This window comes from Cytophaga sp. FL35, from assembly GCF_014349235.1.
GTDB lineage: Bacteria > Bacteroidota > Bacteroidia > Flavobacteriales > Flavobacteriaceae > Euzebyella.
Genome location: NZ_JACSOH010000025.1, coordinates 46,341 through 60,491 on the forward strand (window position 1 = coordinate 46,341; position 14,151 = coordinate 60,491).

Annotated in this window: 16 protein-coding genes; 13 read left to right on the forward strand and 3 right to left on the reverse strand. The window is 38.4% G+C overall.

Annotated features, from left to right (window positions below):
* The first annotated feature begins 96 nt into the window (after positions 1–96).
* The 13 genes from fabG to hisIE all read left to right on the forward strand — a co-directional run bounded on the left by fabG (position 97) and on the right by hisIE (position 12,366).
* Positions 97–843, forward strand: a complete 747-nt coding sequence (fabG, locus tag BIZ36_RS16845) for a 3-oxoacyl-[acyl-carrier-protein] reductase (RefSeq protein WP_187459067.1) — start codon at positions 97–99, stop codon at positions 841–843.
* Between the two features lie 61 nt (positions 844–904).
* Positions 905–2,929, forward strand: a complete 2,025-nt coding sequence (locus BIZ36_RS16850) for a vWA domain-containing protein (RefSeq protein ID WP_187459068.1) — start codon at positions 905–907, stop codon at positions 2,927–2,929.
* Positions 2,930–2,938: 9 nt separating this feature from the next.
* On the forward strand, positions 2,939–3,754 hold the full coding sequence (locus tag BIZ36_RS16855; RefSeq protein WP_187459069.1) for a prohibitin family protein: 816 nt from the start codon (positions 2,939–2,941) through the stop codon (positions 3,752–3,754).
* 201 nt (positions 3,755–3,955) lie between these two features.
* A complete protein-coding gene (hisG, locus tag BIZ36_RS16860) occupies positions 3,956–4,813 on the forward strand; it encodes an ATP phosphoribosyltransferase (protein ID WP_187459070.1) in 858 nt (285 codons plus the stop codon).
* Positions 4,813–5,235 (forward strand): GNAT family N-acetyltransferase, encoded by a 423-nt coding sequence (locus tag BIZ36_RS16865; RefSeq protein ID WP_222937447.1) that lies wholly within the window; start codon positions 4,813–4,815, stop codon positions 5,233–5,235. Before hisG ends, BIZ36_RS16865 begins: the two co-directional genes overlap by 1 nt.
* A 2-nt stretch (positions 5,236–5,237) precedes the next feature.
* Positions 5,238–6,524: a histidinol dehydrogenase gene (gene hisD / locus BIZ36_RS16870; protein WP_187459071.1), complete on the forward strand. Its 1,287-nt coding sequence runs from the start codon at positions 5,238–5,240 to the stop codon at positions 6,522–6,524.
* 12 nt (positions 6,525–6,536) lie between these two features.
* Positions 6,537–7,583: a histidinol-phosphate transaminase gene (hisC, locus tag BIZ36_RS16875; protein WP_187459072.1), complete on the forward strand. Its 1,047-nt coding sequence runs from the start codon at positions 6,537–6,539 to the stop codon at positions 7,581–7,583.
* Positions 7,580–8,716, forward strand: coding sequence for a bifunctional histidinol-phosphatase/imidazoleglycerol-phosphate dehydratase HisB (hisB, locus tag BIZ36_RS16880; protein WP_187459073.1), 1,137 nt, complete (start codon positions 7,580–7,582; stop codon positions 8,714–8,716). Before hisC ends, hisB begins: the two co-directional genes overlap by 4 nt.
* A gap of 74 nt (positions 8,717–8,790) precedes the next feature.
* Positions 8,791–9,381 carry an imidazole glycerol phosphate synthase subunit HisH gene (gene hisH / locus BIZ36_RS16885; protein ID WP_187459074.1) on the forward strand — a complete coding sequence of 197 codons (591 nt, stop codon included), beginning with the start codon at positions 8,791–8,793 and terminating at the stop codon, positions 9,379–9,381.
* A 71-nt stretch (positions 9,382–9,452) separates the two neighbouring features.
* Positions 9,453–10,184, forward strand: a complete 732-nt coding sequence (gene hisA, locus BIZ36_RS16890; RefSeq protein ID WP_187459075.1) for a 1-(5-phosphoribosyl)-5-[(5-phosphoribosylamino)methylideneamino]imidazole-4-carboxamide isomerase — start codon at positions 9,453–9,455, stop codon at positions 10,182–10,184.
* 120 nt (positions 10,185–10,304) lie between these two features.
* Positions 10,305–11,060 (forward strand): imidazole glycerol phosphate synthase subunit HisF, encoded by a 756-nt coding sequence (gene hisF, locus BIZ36_RS16895; protein ID WP_187459076.1) that lies wholly within the window; start codon positions 10,305–10,307, stop codon positions 11,058–11,060.
* A gap of 92 nt (positions 11,061–11,152) precedes the next feature.
* A complete protein-coding gene (locus BIZ36_RS16900) occupies positions 11,153–11,752 on the forward strand; it encodes a GNAT family N-acetyltransferase (RefSeq protein WP_187459077.1) in 600 nt (199 codons plus the stop codon).
* A 14-nt stretch (positions 11,753–11,766) separates the two neighbouring features.
* On the forward strand, positions 11,767–12,366 hold the full coding sequence (hisIE, locus tag BIZ36_RS16905) for a bifunctional phosphoribosyl-AMP cyclohydrolase/phosphoribosyl-ATP diphosphatase HisIE (protein WP_187459078.1): 600 nt from the start codon (positions 11,767–11,769) through the stop codon (positions 12,364–12,366).
* Positions 12,367–12,383: 17 nt separating this feature from the next.
* On the opposite strand, the gene BIZ36_RS16910 is transcribed toward hisIE, so the two are convergent.
* Genes BIZ36_RS16910 through BIZ36_RS16920 form a run of 3 tightly spaced genes read right to left on the reverse strand, consistent with a single transcriptional unit; the run spans position 12,384 to position 14,000 of the window.
* Positions 12,384–13,106, reverse strand: coding sequence for a head GIN domain-containing protein (locus BIZ36_RS16910; RefSeq protein ID WP_187459079.1), 723 nt, complete (start codon positions 13,104–13,106; stop codon positions 12,384–12,386).
* A 52-nt stretch (positions 13,107–13,158) separates the two neighbouring features.
* Positions 13,159–13,341, reverse strand: a complete 183-nt coding sequence (locus BIZ36_RS16915; protein ID WP_187459080.1) for a hypothetical protein — start codon at positions 13,339–13,341, stop codon at positions 13,159–13,161.
* A complete protein-coding gene (locus BIZ36_RS16920) occupies positions 13,341–14,000 on the reverse strand; it encodes a hypothetical protein (RefSeq protein ID WP_187459081.1) in 660 nt (219 codons plus the stop codon). The genes BIZ36_RS16915 and BIZ36_RS16920 overlap by 1 nt, the downstream gene beginning before the upstream one ends.
* Between the last annotated feature and the right edge of the window lie 151 nt (positions 14,001–14,151).

Here is a 14,151-nt window from a genome sequence, read left to right on the forward strand (position 1 = left end):
GTCCCGTTTTCGAAATATCGGAAACGGGATTTTTTTATCGTTCTTGCACAAACAAAACTTATATTTGATACTAAGACCTAGAAAACATTAATTAGCATGAAATTATTAGAAGGAAAAGTAGCTATCGTTACTGGAGCAAGTAGAGGAATAGGCACAGGTATAGCCAAAGTATTTGGGGAGCAAGGTGCCAATGTAGCTTTTACCTATAGCTCTAGTGAGGCTCCTGCAAAGGCTTTGGAAAAGGAATTAAATGAATTGGGCGTAAAAGCCAAGGCGTATAAAAGTAATGCTGCAAGTTTTGAAGCTGCTGAAAAGTTAGTGGCGGATGTTCTTGCTGATTTTGGTTCCATTGATGTACTTGTAAATAACGCCGGTATAACCAAAGACAATCTTTTGATGAGAATGTCAGAAGCTGATTTTGATAGTGTAATCGAAATTAACTTGAAATCGGTCTTTAACATGACCAAGGCTGTGCAGCGTACTATGCTAAAACAACGCAAGGGGTCAATTATAAACATGAGCAGTGTAGTTGGTGTCAAGGGAAATGCCGGACAAACCAATTACGCCGCTTCCAAGGCTGGTATGATAGGATTTACAAAATCTGTTGCATTGGAGTTAGGCTCAAGAAATATACGATGCAATGCCATTGCCCCCGGATTCATTGAAACTGAAATGACCGAAAAATTGGATGAAAAAACCGTTCAGGGATGGAGAGATGGTATTCCGCTTAAGAGAGGTGGATCTCCAGAGGATATCGCCAATGCCTGTTTGTTTTTTGCTTCGGATTTGTCCGCCTATGTAACGGGTCAGGTCCTGAATGTAGATGGAGGTATGCTAACCTAAAAAAAGATAAATAGATTTCTAAAAAAGCGCATCGGCCTATAACTGAAAAACTGATTATTTCATGCAGATTCAAACAGTTCTTCTTATTCTTTTGGCCGTTATTATTGCTTTAGGAATCGTTCTATTCCAGTATTTTAATGTTCAAAAAAAAAGAGGGCAAACCGGTTGGGTGCTCTCTTTTTTACGTTTTATAACGATTTTTGGAATTCTCCTTTTACTTATCAACCCAAAATTGGTAAAAAACCAATATACCACGGAGAAAGCTAATTTGATACTATTGTTGGATGAAAGTACTTCGATTGCAAATGATTCTTCATTTCTAAAAAAATCTGTAAACACTTTTGGGAATGATGACAGAATTTCCAAAAGATTTAATCTCCACACATACGGTTTTGGAAAGGACCTTTCATCGGACAGTTTAAAATTTGCTCAAAACGAAACCAATATCAACAAGGCACTAGAATCCATAAATGAAATTTTTGCCAATAGTAATGCGGTTACGGTGCTGTTTTCAGATGGGAACCAGACTGTTGGTCAAGATTTCGATTATTTTAAGACGGGAAATCAAATGTCCGTATTTTCAGTTGCAGTAGGGGATACAACAACCTATGAAGATTTGGCCATTTCACAAATAAATGCCAATAAATTCGCCTTTTTAAACAACCAGTTTCCTATTGAGATTTTTGTTGACTATTCGGGAGATAAAGCTATAAACGCAGAATTATCGATCTCTGTAGATGGAAACACAGTAAAGAGCCAACAATTAAAATTAGATGGTATTTCCAACAGTAAGGTTGTTACCAATTTTATTAAAGCCAGTTCCATAGGATTAAAAAATGTGGTTGCTTCGGTTCAAGAGCTTCCCAGTGAGAAAAATACAACCAACAATAAGAGGGAAGTGGCCGTAGAGGTTGTTGATGAAAAGACCAATATCCTTTTAGTTTCTGATATGGTTCATCCAGACATTGCTGCACTAAAAAAAGCCATAGAAAGTAATGAACAACGTTCAGTTTCTTTAGTATCATCTTCCGTAAGTTCAGAAAAAATGCAAAACGTAGATTTGTTCATACTCTATCAGCCCACTCCACAGTTTAAACCCATTTATGAGTTTGTGGAAAAATCCAACACCAACGTTTTTACCGTTACTGGCAGTGAAACCGATTGGGATTTCATCAATCAAGCCCAAAACTCATTTTCAAAAAATAGTTATGATCAAACCGAGGAAGTGAGCCCTGTATTAAATTCAGGATTTACCCTATTTAGTTTGGACGATTTTTCGGTGGACGACTATCCGCCAATTGAAAGTAATCTGGGAGAAGTGGTAGACTTTACGGAATCTGAAACGTTAATTGGGCAAACGGTTAAAGGAGTAGAAATTGATGAGCCACTATTGACTCTTTATAACGAAGGAAAAAAAAGACAGGCGGTTTTTTATGGTGCAGGTCTTTGGAAATGGCGAATGCAAACGTACCGGGCAGATAAAAATTTTGAACGCTTTGACGAATTTATTGGTAAGCTCGTTCTTTTCTTAGCCAGTAATAAGGCCAAGGAGCGCCTTACCTTGGACTACGAAACTGTTTTTGAAGGAAGTAGGGAGGCTAAAATTGGTGCATCTTATTTTGATAATACTTTTGTCTTTAATGCCGATGCAAACCTGAATATTTCCTTAAAGAATGCAGATGGAAAATTCAAACAGGAAATTCCCATGCTTCTCAAAAATAAGTATTACGAGGCGGATTTAAGCAATTTAAAACCGGGAAAGTATGACTTTACCGTTTCGGTGAAAAATGAAAATTTAAGCAAATCAGGTAGTTTTACCATCTTGGATTTTGATATAGAAAAGCAGTTCCTGTCTACCAATTATAAAAAGCTACAAAGACTTTCTGAACGTAACAATGGGAATCTTTATTTTCCAAAAGAATTGGAGGCTTTAAAAGATACTTTAAGTAATGACCAGCGCTTGGTGCCCACCCAAGTTAGCAGTCAAAATATCGTATCTTTGATAGATTTTCAAATACTGCTGGTCATCATAGCTATTTCCTTGGCGGCGGAGTGGTTTATTAGAAAATATATAGGATTAATCTAAACTTGACTCATGGATAAATTACCAAAAATCGCCCTTCCGGCGATATTCGCATTAATTGTACTTGTAATCATTATATCAAAATCTGCGGTAACCATAGGTTCCGGGGAGGCAGGCGTGCTTTATAAAACCTTTTCGGGCGGTGTGGTTACCGATGAACCTCCTTTGGGTGAAGGTTTTCATATTGTAGCGCCTTGGAACAAAGTATTCGTTTACGAGGTGCGCCAACAAGAAGTATACGAAAAAATGAAAGTGCTTTCCAGCAACGGACTAGACATTCAACTAGAGGCCTCAACCTGGTTTCAGCCTAAATATGAGGATTTAGGAAGGCTGCATAAGGAGAAGAGCGAGATGTATAAAGAGCGCATTTTACTGCCTGCTATTCGTTCGGCGGCACGTAGTGTAGTAGGGCGGTACACCCCAGAACAATTGTACTCCAGTAAAAGGGATGCCATTCAACGTGAAATTTTTGAAGAGACCAAAAAAATTGTGGATGGCCAGTACATTCAATTAAATGAAATTTTGGTGAGAGATGTAACGCTACCTACCACCATAAAGGAAGCTATTGAGCGTAAATTAAAGCAAGAGCAAGAATCTTTGGAATACGAATTCCGATTGGTGACGGCTGAAAAGGAAGCGGAAAAAGTACGTATTGAAGCCCAAGGTAAGGCAGATGCCAACCGAATTTTAAGTGCCTCCTTGACAGATAAAATTTTGCAGGATAAGGGTATTGATGCAACGCTAGAACTTTCAAAATCGCCCAATGCCAAAGTAGTCGTGGTTGGTTCTGGTGAAAGCGGACTTCCTTTGATTTTGGGAAATAACTAAAATAAATTTGTACGGTAAAAATTAAGTTTTAATTTTACGAGCGTAATGAAATACAGAAACACACATCATCATTTTTGCACTTGCTCTCAAGCGAGGTAATAATGTATTGTAGTGTTACAACATATTTACGACCCGTTTGAGAAATCAAACGGGTTTTCTTTTTAGAATAAGTGACAAAATTTGAACACAACAGAGTAGAAAATGACAAAACTTAGAATTGCTATTCAGAAATCGGGAAGGTTGAATGAAGATTCCCTACTTATTTTGCAGAACTGTGGTATCTCCATAGACAATGGGAAGGATCAGTTAAAGGCTTCCGCTCGTAATTTTCCAATGGAGGTTTTCTATTTACGTAATGGGGATATTCCGCAATATTTGCGGGATGGGGTAGTTGATATTGCCATTATCGGAGAAAATGTTCTTATTGAAAAAGGGGAGGACATTGATATTGTTGAGAAATTAGGCTTTTCTAAATGTAAAGTGAGTTTGGCGGTACCAAAATCCGTAAAATATAAATCGGTTCACGATTTTGAAGGGAAGCGTATTGCAACATCGTACCCCAACACCGTTAACATGTATTTGGATAAACACGGGGTTAAAGCAGATTTACACATTATCAACGGATCTGTGGAAATCGCTCCAAATATTGGTCTTGCTGATGCCATTTGCGATATAGTTTCCAGCGGCAGTACGCTTTTTAAAAACAACCTCAAAGAGGTAGAGGTGATGTTGACCAGCGAAGCGGTTTTGGCCGTAAGTCCTCAAATTTCCCAAGAACGAAAAGAAATCCTTAAGAAATTGCAATTTAGGATTCAATCGGTTTTACAGGCACGCCAGTCCAAATATGTACTTTTAAACGCTCCCAATGATAAATTAGATGCTATTTTAGCGCTTTTGCCGGGCATGCGCAGCCCTACCGTTTTGCCCTTGGCAGAAGAAGGTTGGAGCTCTGTACATACCGTAATCAACAAAGAGAAATTTTGGGATGTGATCGGTGAGTTGAAAGAAGCTGGAGCGGAAGGTATCTTGGTGTGCCCCATTGAGAAAATGGTTTTATAGTGTACCAAATCCGAATCATACCACAATACCAATTGGAAGTCACCATTCCACTCTTACGAGAATTGAATCCGCATATAACGGAAGAAATTCTAAGAAGCCGGCAAAAAGAAATGATAGCCCATAACTACCATTGTGCCGGAATCTATGACGGCGAAAAATTAATTGGTATTTCTGGGATTTGGATATTGATCAAGTACTACGTTGGTAAACATGTAGAATTGGACAATGTGTATTTAAAAAAAGGATATCAGGGCCAGGGTCTAGGAAATCAGTTGGTGGAATGGATTCTTAATTACGCTAAGGAGCAAGGCTGTGAGGCTTCCGAGCTTAATTGTTATATAGAGAATGAGGGTGGAAACAAATTTTGGTCCAATTTGGGTTACAAACCTATTGGTTATCACTACCAAAAAAAATTACGTTAAAAATGAACAAGATATACAATCCGGACCGGAGTATCTGGGGTGAAGTTTTAAAAAGACCCACGCAAACCTTAGCGGATATTGAAGATACTGTAGAAGCTATTTTTACGGAAGTAAAAGAAAACGGGGACCAAACACTTCAAAAATATACCGAGAAGTTCGATGGGGTTTTGGTAGAAAACCTATTGGTTACAAAAGAAGAGATTGCGGAGTCAAGTACAGTTATTTCTGAAGACCTAAAAAATGCCATTCAACTGGCAAAAAAGAATATTGAGGCTTTTCACCAAGCACAGGCTACGGACAGAGTTTCTTTAGAAACGGCTCCCGGTGTTCAATGTTGGCAGGAAAAAAGACCCATTCAGAAAGTGGGACTTTACATTCCTGGAGGTACGGCTCCTTTGTTTTCAACAATTTTGATGCTGGCCATTCCTGCTAAGATTGCTGGATGCAAAGAAATTGTTTTGTGTTCTCCCCCCAACAAAAAAGGAAAGATTCACCCTGCAATTCTCTACACGGCCCACCTTTGTGGGGTTACCCAAATTTTTAAGGTAGGTGGAATTCAGGCAGTTGCCGGGATGACTTTTGGTACGGAAAGTATTCCTCAGGTCTATAAAATTTTCGGGCCTGGCAACCAATATGTAACCGTTGCCAAGCAATTGGCCACCAAATATGGCGTGGCTATAGATATGCCTGCAGGTCCCAGCGAGTTATTGGTACTAGCAGATGATAGTGCCAATGCCTCATTTGTTGCTTCCGATTTATTGAGCCAAGCGGAGCATGGTGTGGACAGTCAGGTGATTTTGGTCTCTACTTCCATAGAAATGATTGAAAGAACGGAGAAAGAAGTAGCTCTACAGTTAGAAAAACTTCCCAGGAAGGACATCGCCCAAAAAGCTATTGACAATAGCAGACTTATCTATGTTTCGGATGACGAAACAGCTGCAGCACTGATTAATGTGTACGGTCCAGAGCATTATATTGTTTGTGTAGAGAACGAGAATTATTTTATTGATCAAATTCATAATGCAGGTTCGGTCTTTATTGGCAATTATACCCCTGAAAGTGCAGGAGATTATGCATCGGGTACCAATCACACCTTGCCTACTAATGGATATGCCAAACAGTATAGTGGAGTAAATTTGGATAGTTTTATGAAGAGTATGACTTTTCAAAAAATATCGGCAGAGGGCATACAAGAAATTGGCGAAGCAATAGAGTTAATGGCAGCTGCCGAAGGTTTGGAAGCACACAAAAATGCCGTAACCTTACGGCTAAAAAGTCTAGCGAAATAATAAGAAAGGCAAATGAGCTTTAGTTTAGAAAATATCACAAGGGAAAACGTAAAGGGATTAAAACCCTATTCTTCTGCGCGTGATGAGTACGTGAGCGATGGTTCGCGAATGATTTTTTTGGATGCCAATGAGAATCCCTTCGAGAACGGGGTAAACCGGTATCCCGATCCACAGCAGCGAAACTTAAAATCGGTGTTGGCAGAGCAAAAAAAGATAAGTACGCTCCATATTCTTTTAGGAAATGGTAGTGATGAAGTTTTGGACCTATTATTCCGTGCATTTTGTGAGCCTAGTAAGGACAATATTATCACATTGCCACCCACTTACGGTATGTATAAGGTACTGGCGGATATCAATAATATTGAAAATAGGGAAGTACTACTAACTACCGATTTTCAACCACATGTTTCGGAAATCTTGAACAAGGTAGATGAGAACACAAAGATCATTTTTATCTGTTCACCAAACAACCCAACGGGAAATAGTTTCAAGACCGAAGCAATCGAAGAAATACTGAATAATTTTGACGGTTTGGTGATTGTTGATGAAGCCTATATTGACTTTTCCAATCAGATGTCGTGGACAAGCAGATTGGATGATTTCGAGAATTTAGTGGTAACCCAGACCCTTTCAAAGGCATATGGAATGGCAGGTATCCGATTGGGAATATGTATATCTTCCAGAGAAATCATTTCTGTTCTGAATAAAATTAAGCCCCCTTATAATGTTAATGAGCTTACCCAGGCCCATGCCTTGAAACGGGTTTCCAATCCCGCAAGAATTCTATCCGAAGTAAATGAAATTTTGGAGCAGAAAAGGTTATTGCTGAGCGTTCTGCCTCAAGTAGATTTCGTAACAGAAATTTATCCTTCTGATGCCAATTTTATTCTTGTAAAAGTAGATGACGCCACAAAACGCTACAATGAATTGTTGCAATTAGGTGTTGTTGTGAGAAATAGAAGTACGCAACCGCTTTGTGAAAATACCCTAAGACTTACTATTGGGACAAAAGATGAAAATATAAAGCTGGTGACAGCACTTAAAAGTTTGAGTAAATGAAGAAAAAAGTCCTCTTTATAGATCGTGATGGTACCATCATAAAAGAGACAGTAGACGAACAAATAGACGCCTTTGATAAAATGGTGTTCTACCCCAAGGTATTTACTTGGCTGGGCAAAATTGCCAAAGAATTGGATTATGAGTTGGCAATGATAACCAATCAAGATGGTTTAGGTACTGATGCCTTTCCGGAAGATACTTTTTGGCCCGTACATAATTTTATAATGAAAGCCTTTGAAAACGAGGGAGTTGTTTTTGATAAAGTTTTTATTGATAAGACCTTTCCCCACGAGAATGCCAATACCAGAAAACCAGGTACTGGCTTGCTTACGGATTATTTTTCAGAGGAATACGATTTGGAAAACTCTTTTGTCATTGGCGACCGATTGACCGACGTGGAATTGGCCAAAAACCTGGGCGGAAAAGGTATTTTTATCAATGACCAAACCAACTTGGGAACAGGTGAAATCACCGTAAAACGGGAGGAGTTGGATGATTATATCGCCTTGGAAAGCAATGACTGGCAGAAGATATATGAGTTTTTAAAGCTGAAGGACCGTACGGGAAGCATCCGAAGAAAAACCAATGAAACCGATATTTTCATTGATTTAAACCTAGACGGTACCGGAAAGAGTGATATTAAAACGGGACTTGCATTTTTTGATCACATGTTAGACCAATTGGCCAGACATGGACAAATGGATTTGACTATAAAAGTAGATGGTGATTTAGAAGTAGATGAACACCACACCATTGAAGATACAGGAATTGCCCTTGGGGAGGTTTTTGCCCAAGCCCTTGGCAATAAATTGGGTATTGAGAGGTATGGCTTTTGTTTGCCCATGGATGATTGTCTTGCCCAAGTAGCTATCGATTTTGGAGGAAGGAATTGGTTGGTTTGGGAAGCTCAATTCAATCGTGAAATGGTGGGGGACATGCCTACTGAAATGTTCCATCATTTCTTTAAATCGTTTACTGATGGGGCCAAGGCCAATCTTAATGTAAAAGCCGAAGGCACCAATGAACACCACAAAATAGAAGCGATTTTTAAGGCTTTCGCCAAGTCCATAAAAATGGCCGTAAAAAGGGATACTGAAAAAATGGTGCTTCCCAGTACCAAGGGAATGCTTTAAACAGTAGTGAGTACAAAGTATTTGATTTTTAATATTTGCTCTGTACTCATCACTTGATACTCAATACCAAATAAATGAAAATTGTAATTATCAATTACGGCGCAGGAAATATACAAAGTATAAAATTTGCCATTCAACGCTTAGGGCATACGGCCGTTTTGAGTGATGACCCAGAAGAAATTAATAGTGCGGACAGGGTCATTTTTCCAGGCGTAGGGGAGGCCAGCAGTGCTATGAAAATGTTAAACTCAAGTGGTTTGCAAGCATTGATTCCCGAATTAAAACAACCGGTCTTAGGTATATGTTTGGGAATGCAGCTTATGTGCAATAAATCTGAAGAAGGCAACACCAGTGGGTTAGGTATTTTTGATGTGGATGTAATTCGCTTTTCAAAAAATGTAAAAGTGCCACAAATTGGATGGAACCAGATAACCTCATTAAAAAGTGGACTATTCGATAAGGTTAACGACAAGGAACACATTTACTTGGTACATAGTTTTTACGCTCCGCTCTGTGATGAGACCATTGCTACTTCAGAATATGATGTGGCCTACAGCGCCGCTTTGAAAAAAGATAACTTTTATGGGGTTCAGTTTCACCCAGAAAAAAGTAGCGAAGTGGGCGAACAGATATTGAAAAACTTTTTAGGCATAAAATCCAATTAGTGTTAGTATAATCAATTTGTTGCATTTCCAAGATGAACTAGAAGCAACGAACAACGAAAAAGTACAAAATAATGAGAATAATCCCTGCCATAGATATCATTGAGGGTAAATGTGTTAGACTTTCCAAAGGAGATTACGATACCAAAAAAGTATATAATGAAAACCCTTTGGAAATGGCGAAAGCCTATGAGGATCATGGCATTGAGTATTTGCACTTGGTAGATTTAGATGGTGCAAAGTCCAAACATATTGTCAATCATAAAATCTTGGAACAAATTGCCACCAAAACTAGTTTGAAAATTGATTTTGGGGGTGGACTAAAATCCGATGAGGACCTTCGAATAGCCTTTGAGAGCGGGGCCAACCAGATAACTGGCGGGAGTATAGCCGTTAAGGACCGCAATACTTTTGTGAATTGGTTACGAAAATTCGGAGCAGATAAGATTATCCTTGGCGCGGATGCCATGGATGAAAAAATTGCTGTGTCCGGTTGGCAAGAAGAATCCAATGAAGAGCTTATTCCTTTTATTCAAGGCTATCAGAAAGAAGGGGTTTCCTATGTTATCTGTACCGATATTTCCAAAGATGGTATGCTTCAAGGGCCGTCATTTGAACTCTACAATAGAATTTTGGGCGAGTGTGAAGAGGTAAAATTGATTACTTCTGGTGGAATTTCAACTTTTGATGAACTCCCAAAATTAGCGGAAATGGGTTGTGAGGGGACTATTATTGGGAAGGCCATTTATGAAAATAAAATTTCTTTGAAGCAATTGGAAGGATTTGTTTTGGAACATGGTGCTTAAAAAAGAAGAAAAAACACTTTAGGTGTGCGACTAGATTTCAAATTTGTTATTAATTTGGGGGCTTTTGAATTAAAAATCGGCTGAAAAAACCATCCTTTTCGATAAATTAGAAGAGAAACAATGCTGGCAAAGAGAATTATACCTTGCTTGGATATTAAAGACGGAAGAACTGTAAAAGGTGTCAATTTTGTTGACCTTCGTGATGCAGGTGACCCCGTGGAACTTGCTGAAATTTATAGCAAAGAGGGAGCGGACGAATTGGTTTTTCTGGATATTTCCGCTACTGAGCAAAAACGAAAAACCTTGGCAGACCTTGTATATAGGGTTGCAGAAAAAATAAACATTCCCTTTACCGTTGGTGGTGGAATTTCGTCTGTGGAAGATGTGGATGTCCTGCTTCAAAATGGAGCGGATAAAGTTTCCATCAATTCATCCGCCGTAAAAAATCCACAATTGATCAATGATTTGGTGGCTAAATTTGGCTCCCAATGTATAGTGGTGGCCATTGATGCCAAGCAAATAGAGGGGGAGTGGATCGTGCACTTGGTAGGAGGAAAGGTACCCACGGAACGCAAGTTGTTTGAATGGGCCAAAGAAGTGGAAGAGCGCGGAGCCGGAGAAATTTTATTTACATCCATGGACCACGATGGTACCAAAGATGGTTTTGCCAATGAGGCCTTGGCCAAACTTTCCCAAGAGTTGAATATTCCAATAATAGCTTCGGGAGGAGCAGGGAAAGTAGTGCATTTTACAGATACATTTAAAGAAGGAAAGGCAGATGCAGCATTGGCTGCCAGCGTTTTTCATTTTAAGGAAATAGGTATTGGAGATTTAAAAAAGGAATTAAAGGAAGAAGGAATTCCCGTTAGGATGTAACCTTAATTCCCAAGCCAGATGCACTTTTTTAAAGTGGCAACTTGAGCATTGTTGGGAAAATTTATCCTGATGATTAAGTAAAAAGAATACAATTGATAAAAGCAACCAAAGAAGACAGAGACTTAGTGGTAGACATCTTAATGGACGCCTTTGAACCCATACATGATGATAGTTCTATCAATTTTGTAGTAAAGCAAGATGCCAAACGAAAGCAACGGATGCGTGTGCTGATGGAATATTTATTCGACAAGTCGTACCGTACGGGATACGTGTGTATTTCTGATAATAGGGCAAGTTGTCTTTTGCTTACCTATAGTAACCGAGATACATTTTCATTTGGAAAATTGTTCTCTACGCTACGTTTGGCTTTTAAGTGTATAGGTATTGAAAGGGTATCAAAGGTATTGGAAAGGCAAAAGGTCATTCAAAGGAATTATCCAAAAACTCCGTACATCCGCCCCATGATTTTTGCCGTTAAGCAAGAATACAAAGGCGGAGTCACAGCTCCCAAATTGATATTGCAGGTTTATAAGGAATTTAGGGATACCAAACTTCCTGTAATTGTGGATGCCGCCAATGAAAATAATGTAAAGCTGTACCAAAAATTCGGACTCAGCATTTTTAATAAAGAAGAGAGTTTGGGCTTTCCCATATATCTCATGAAAATGGAAGGTGTGCCCCAACATATTTAAAAGAGAAGATTGTAATGAAGATAGATTTTAAAAAAGACACCAACGGATTGGTACCCGCAATTATCCAAGATGCAAACACTAAAAGTGTTTTGATGTTGGGGTATATGAACGAGGAAGCCTACAAGAAGACCATTGAAACGAAAAAGGTTACTTTTTATAGCCGAAGTAAAGAAAGATTGTGGACCAAAGGGGAGGAAAGCGGTAACTTTTTAAACCTTGTTGACATTAAAGTAGATTGTGACAACGATACCCTTAAAGTGATGGTCAATCCCGTAGGGCCTACTTGCCATACAGGTACGGATACGTGTTGGCACGAAGAAAATGAAGTAAGTTTTGGTTTCTTTTCCCAATTGGAAAAGGTTATTGCGCAAAGAAAGGCTTCAGCAGATTCCGAAAAGTCTTATGTGGCTTCTTTATTCAAAAAAGGCATTAACAAAATAGCCCAAAAAGTAGGGGAAGAAGCTGTAGAAACAGTCATTGAAGCCAAAGACGATAATGACGATTTGTTTTTATACGAAAGTGCCGATTTGCTATTTCACTATCTAATACTCTTGCAAGCCAAAGGTTTCAGCTTAAAAGACATAGAAGCAGAATTGCAAAAACGGCACAAATAGTTAAATGACGACAATTTTTAGTTTCGGTTTTTTAACCTTGAAGCCCCTTTAAGTTCCTTATGATACGTAACTGCATCGCCTTTGTAGTTGAGAACACTTGCTCCAGAAGCTTCAATATCTATGGATTCCGAAACGGTTAGAAAAGCCTCACTTGCTCCACTCAGGTCAATGTTGAGTCGCTTGGCAATAAGATCATAATCTCTCATATCACTTGCACCTGCCAAGTCTACATATAGCGATTCAACATTGCCAAAAATGTCTGCCTTGGATGCCCCTTTCATATCTACTTCAAAATGATTGGACAGAATTTCGCCCCTAATTTCAGAAGAGCCTGAAAGGTCTATCTTGGCCCTATTCACTTCCCAAGCATTTTCCATGATAACTGTTGAGGCCCCTTTTAAATCTATATCATCTAAATAGCTAGTGGTTATATAAGCCTTTAAAGTGGCATTTCCTTTTATGGTAGTAAACTTTTTGAGTTTTATACTTAATTGATCGCCTTCCCTAGCAACAATAATTCGGTCATGCAAATTGTCATTTGCTTCAATGATTACTTCCTCCTCCGCATCCGAAAAAGTGATATAAACATCAAACGCATTACCTACTTCCAGTCCGCTAAAACCGGACATGGTTAGGTTCCTTGTGGTGATTTCATCGTCTGCCCGAACATGTTCATAATCACATGAAGATAAAGTTAACAGGAGTCCAAAGGCGAATAAAATAATTGATTTTGTTTTCATTTTTTTTGATTGATTTGTAATTTCTTGAATAGAAATGTAGATGATTAAAATTTTAGGTAATATCCAATTGTTCCTGCATTTTAATGACAGGAATCCATTGAAAGTTAATTGGTGACCAATCGTTTGATAATAAATCGGAGGATTTCAAAAATACTTGATTGTTTTTGCTAAACACATGTCTAGTTTCAATTACATCATGACAGTGCACACATCTATTGCTTGATTTGGTTTTCATTATATTTTCTTTTTATACCGATTTCTACCCATGTTAAAAATTCCCATTTTTATACCGATGTTGGCGGTAAAACCATTAATTCTATCGATGGGACTTGGTTCTAATTCAATTTTACTGCTAAACCTATAAGTTACACCCGCCTCTAATTGAACATACCTGCTAAGATTGAACAAGGCACTAACTCCGGGCTCAATAACAAAAACAGCATCTATGTCTTCTTCTGTTATCTCCGGATCATAATCTTCATCGTAGTCATTTTCAATATATCCTACCGCACCTCCACCAATGAGAACCGGAAAAGAGAGGCTAACCACGTTTTTGCTAAAGAAAATGGGCTCTAAATGCAATCCACCATAAACGGCAAAAAGATCTTGTCTTCTATTATTTCCGGTGAAAATCAGATTTTGACGTGAATAAATAGTATTTGCTGCAAAACCAACCTCAAATTGTTGATTGGCAACATAGGCAAGCTTTAATCCTGCAGCATAGGTAGGTTCATCCTCAATTTCTCCAACACCTAGATTAAAACCTAGGTATACACCATGAACTATATTATTACGATCATTGAACTCTATATAATTATCCTCTTGATCCTGAGAAAAGAGTTGTTGGTTGCCAACAAATAAAAGAAGTAGAAGGGAATATTTAAGAAATTTCATAATTGACTATTATTTTGATTGATCAGTTTAATAGACAACAGAAGTTTAAAAAAGTTGCATCTAAGGGAATTTTTTTCTCTTTTTTTTGAGATTTCGAAAGAGGATTTCAAAGAGTGAATTTATTTTCAACTTTATTTAAACAGTTTTATTG

What these genes read in the sequence shown, in the direction of transcription:
- fabG (WP_187459067.1), top strand. Translation starts at nt 97, where the DNA reads ATGAAATTATTAGAAGGAAAAGTAGCTATCGTTACTGGAGCAAGTAGA.
- BIZ36_RS16850 (WP_187459068.1), top strand. Translation starts at nt 905, where the DNA reads ATGCAGATTCAAACAGTTCTTCTTATTCTTTTGGCCGTTATTATTGCT.
- BIZ36_RS16855 (WP_187459069.1), top strand. Translation starts at nt 2,939, where the DNA reads ATGGATAAATTACCAAAAATCGCCCTTCCGGCGATATTCGCATTAATT.
- hisG (WP_187459070.1), top strand. Translation starts at nt 3,956, where the DNA reads ATGACAAAACTTAGAATTGCTATTCAGAAATCGGGAAGGTTGAATGAA.
- hisD (WP_187459071.1), top strand. Translation starts at nt 5,238, where the DNA reads ATGAACAAGATATACAATCCGGACCGGAGTATCTGGGGTGAAGTTTTA.
- hisC (WP_187459072.1), top strand. Translation starts at nt 6,537, where the DNA reads ATGAGCTTTAGTTTAGAAAATATCACAAGGGAAAACGTAAAGGGATTA.
- hisB (WP_187459073.1), top strand. Translation starts at nt 7,580, where the DNA reads ATGAAGAAAAAAGTCCTCTTTATAGATCGTGATGGTACCATCATAAAA.
- hisH (WP_187459074.1), top strand. Translation starts at nt 8,791, where the DNA reads ATGAAAATTGTAATTATCAATTACGGCGCAGGAAATATACAAAGTATA.
- hisA (WP_187459075.1), top strand. Translation starts at nt 9,453, where the DNA reads ATGAGAATAATCCCTGCCATAGATATCATTGAGGGTAAATGTGTTAGA.
- hisF (WP_187459076.1), top strand. Translation starts at nt 10,305, where the DNA reads ATGCTGGCAAAGAGAATTATACCTTGCTTGGATATTAAAGACGGAAGA.
- hisIE (WP_187459078.1), top strand. Translation starts at nt 11,767, where the DNA reads ATGAAGATAGATTTTAAAAAAGACACCAACGGATTGGTACCCGCAATT.
- BIZ36_RS16910 (WP_187459079.1), bottom strand. Translation starts at nt 13,106, where the DNA reads ATGAAAACAAAATCAATTATTTTATTCGCCTTTGGACTCCTGTTAACT.
- BIZ36_RS16915 (WP_187459080.1), bottom strand. Translation starts at nt 13,341, where the DNA reads ATGAAAACCAAATCAAGCAATAGATGTGTGCACTGTCATGATGTAATT.
- BIZ36_RS16920 (WP_187459081.1), bottom strand. Translation starts at nt 14,000, where the DNA reads ATGAAATTTCTTAAATATTCCCTTCTACTTCTTTTATTTGTTGGCAAC.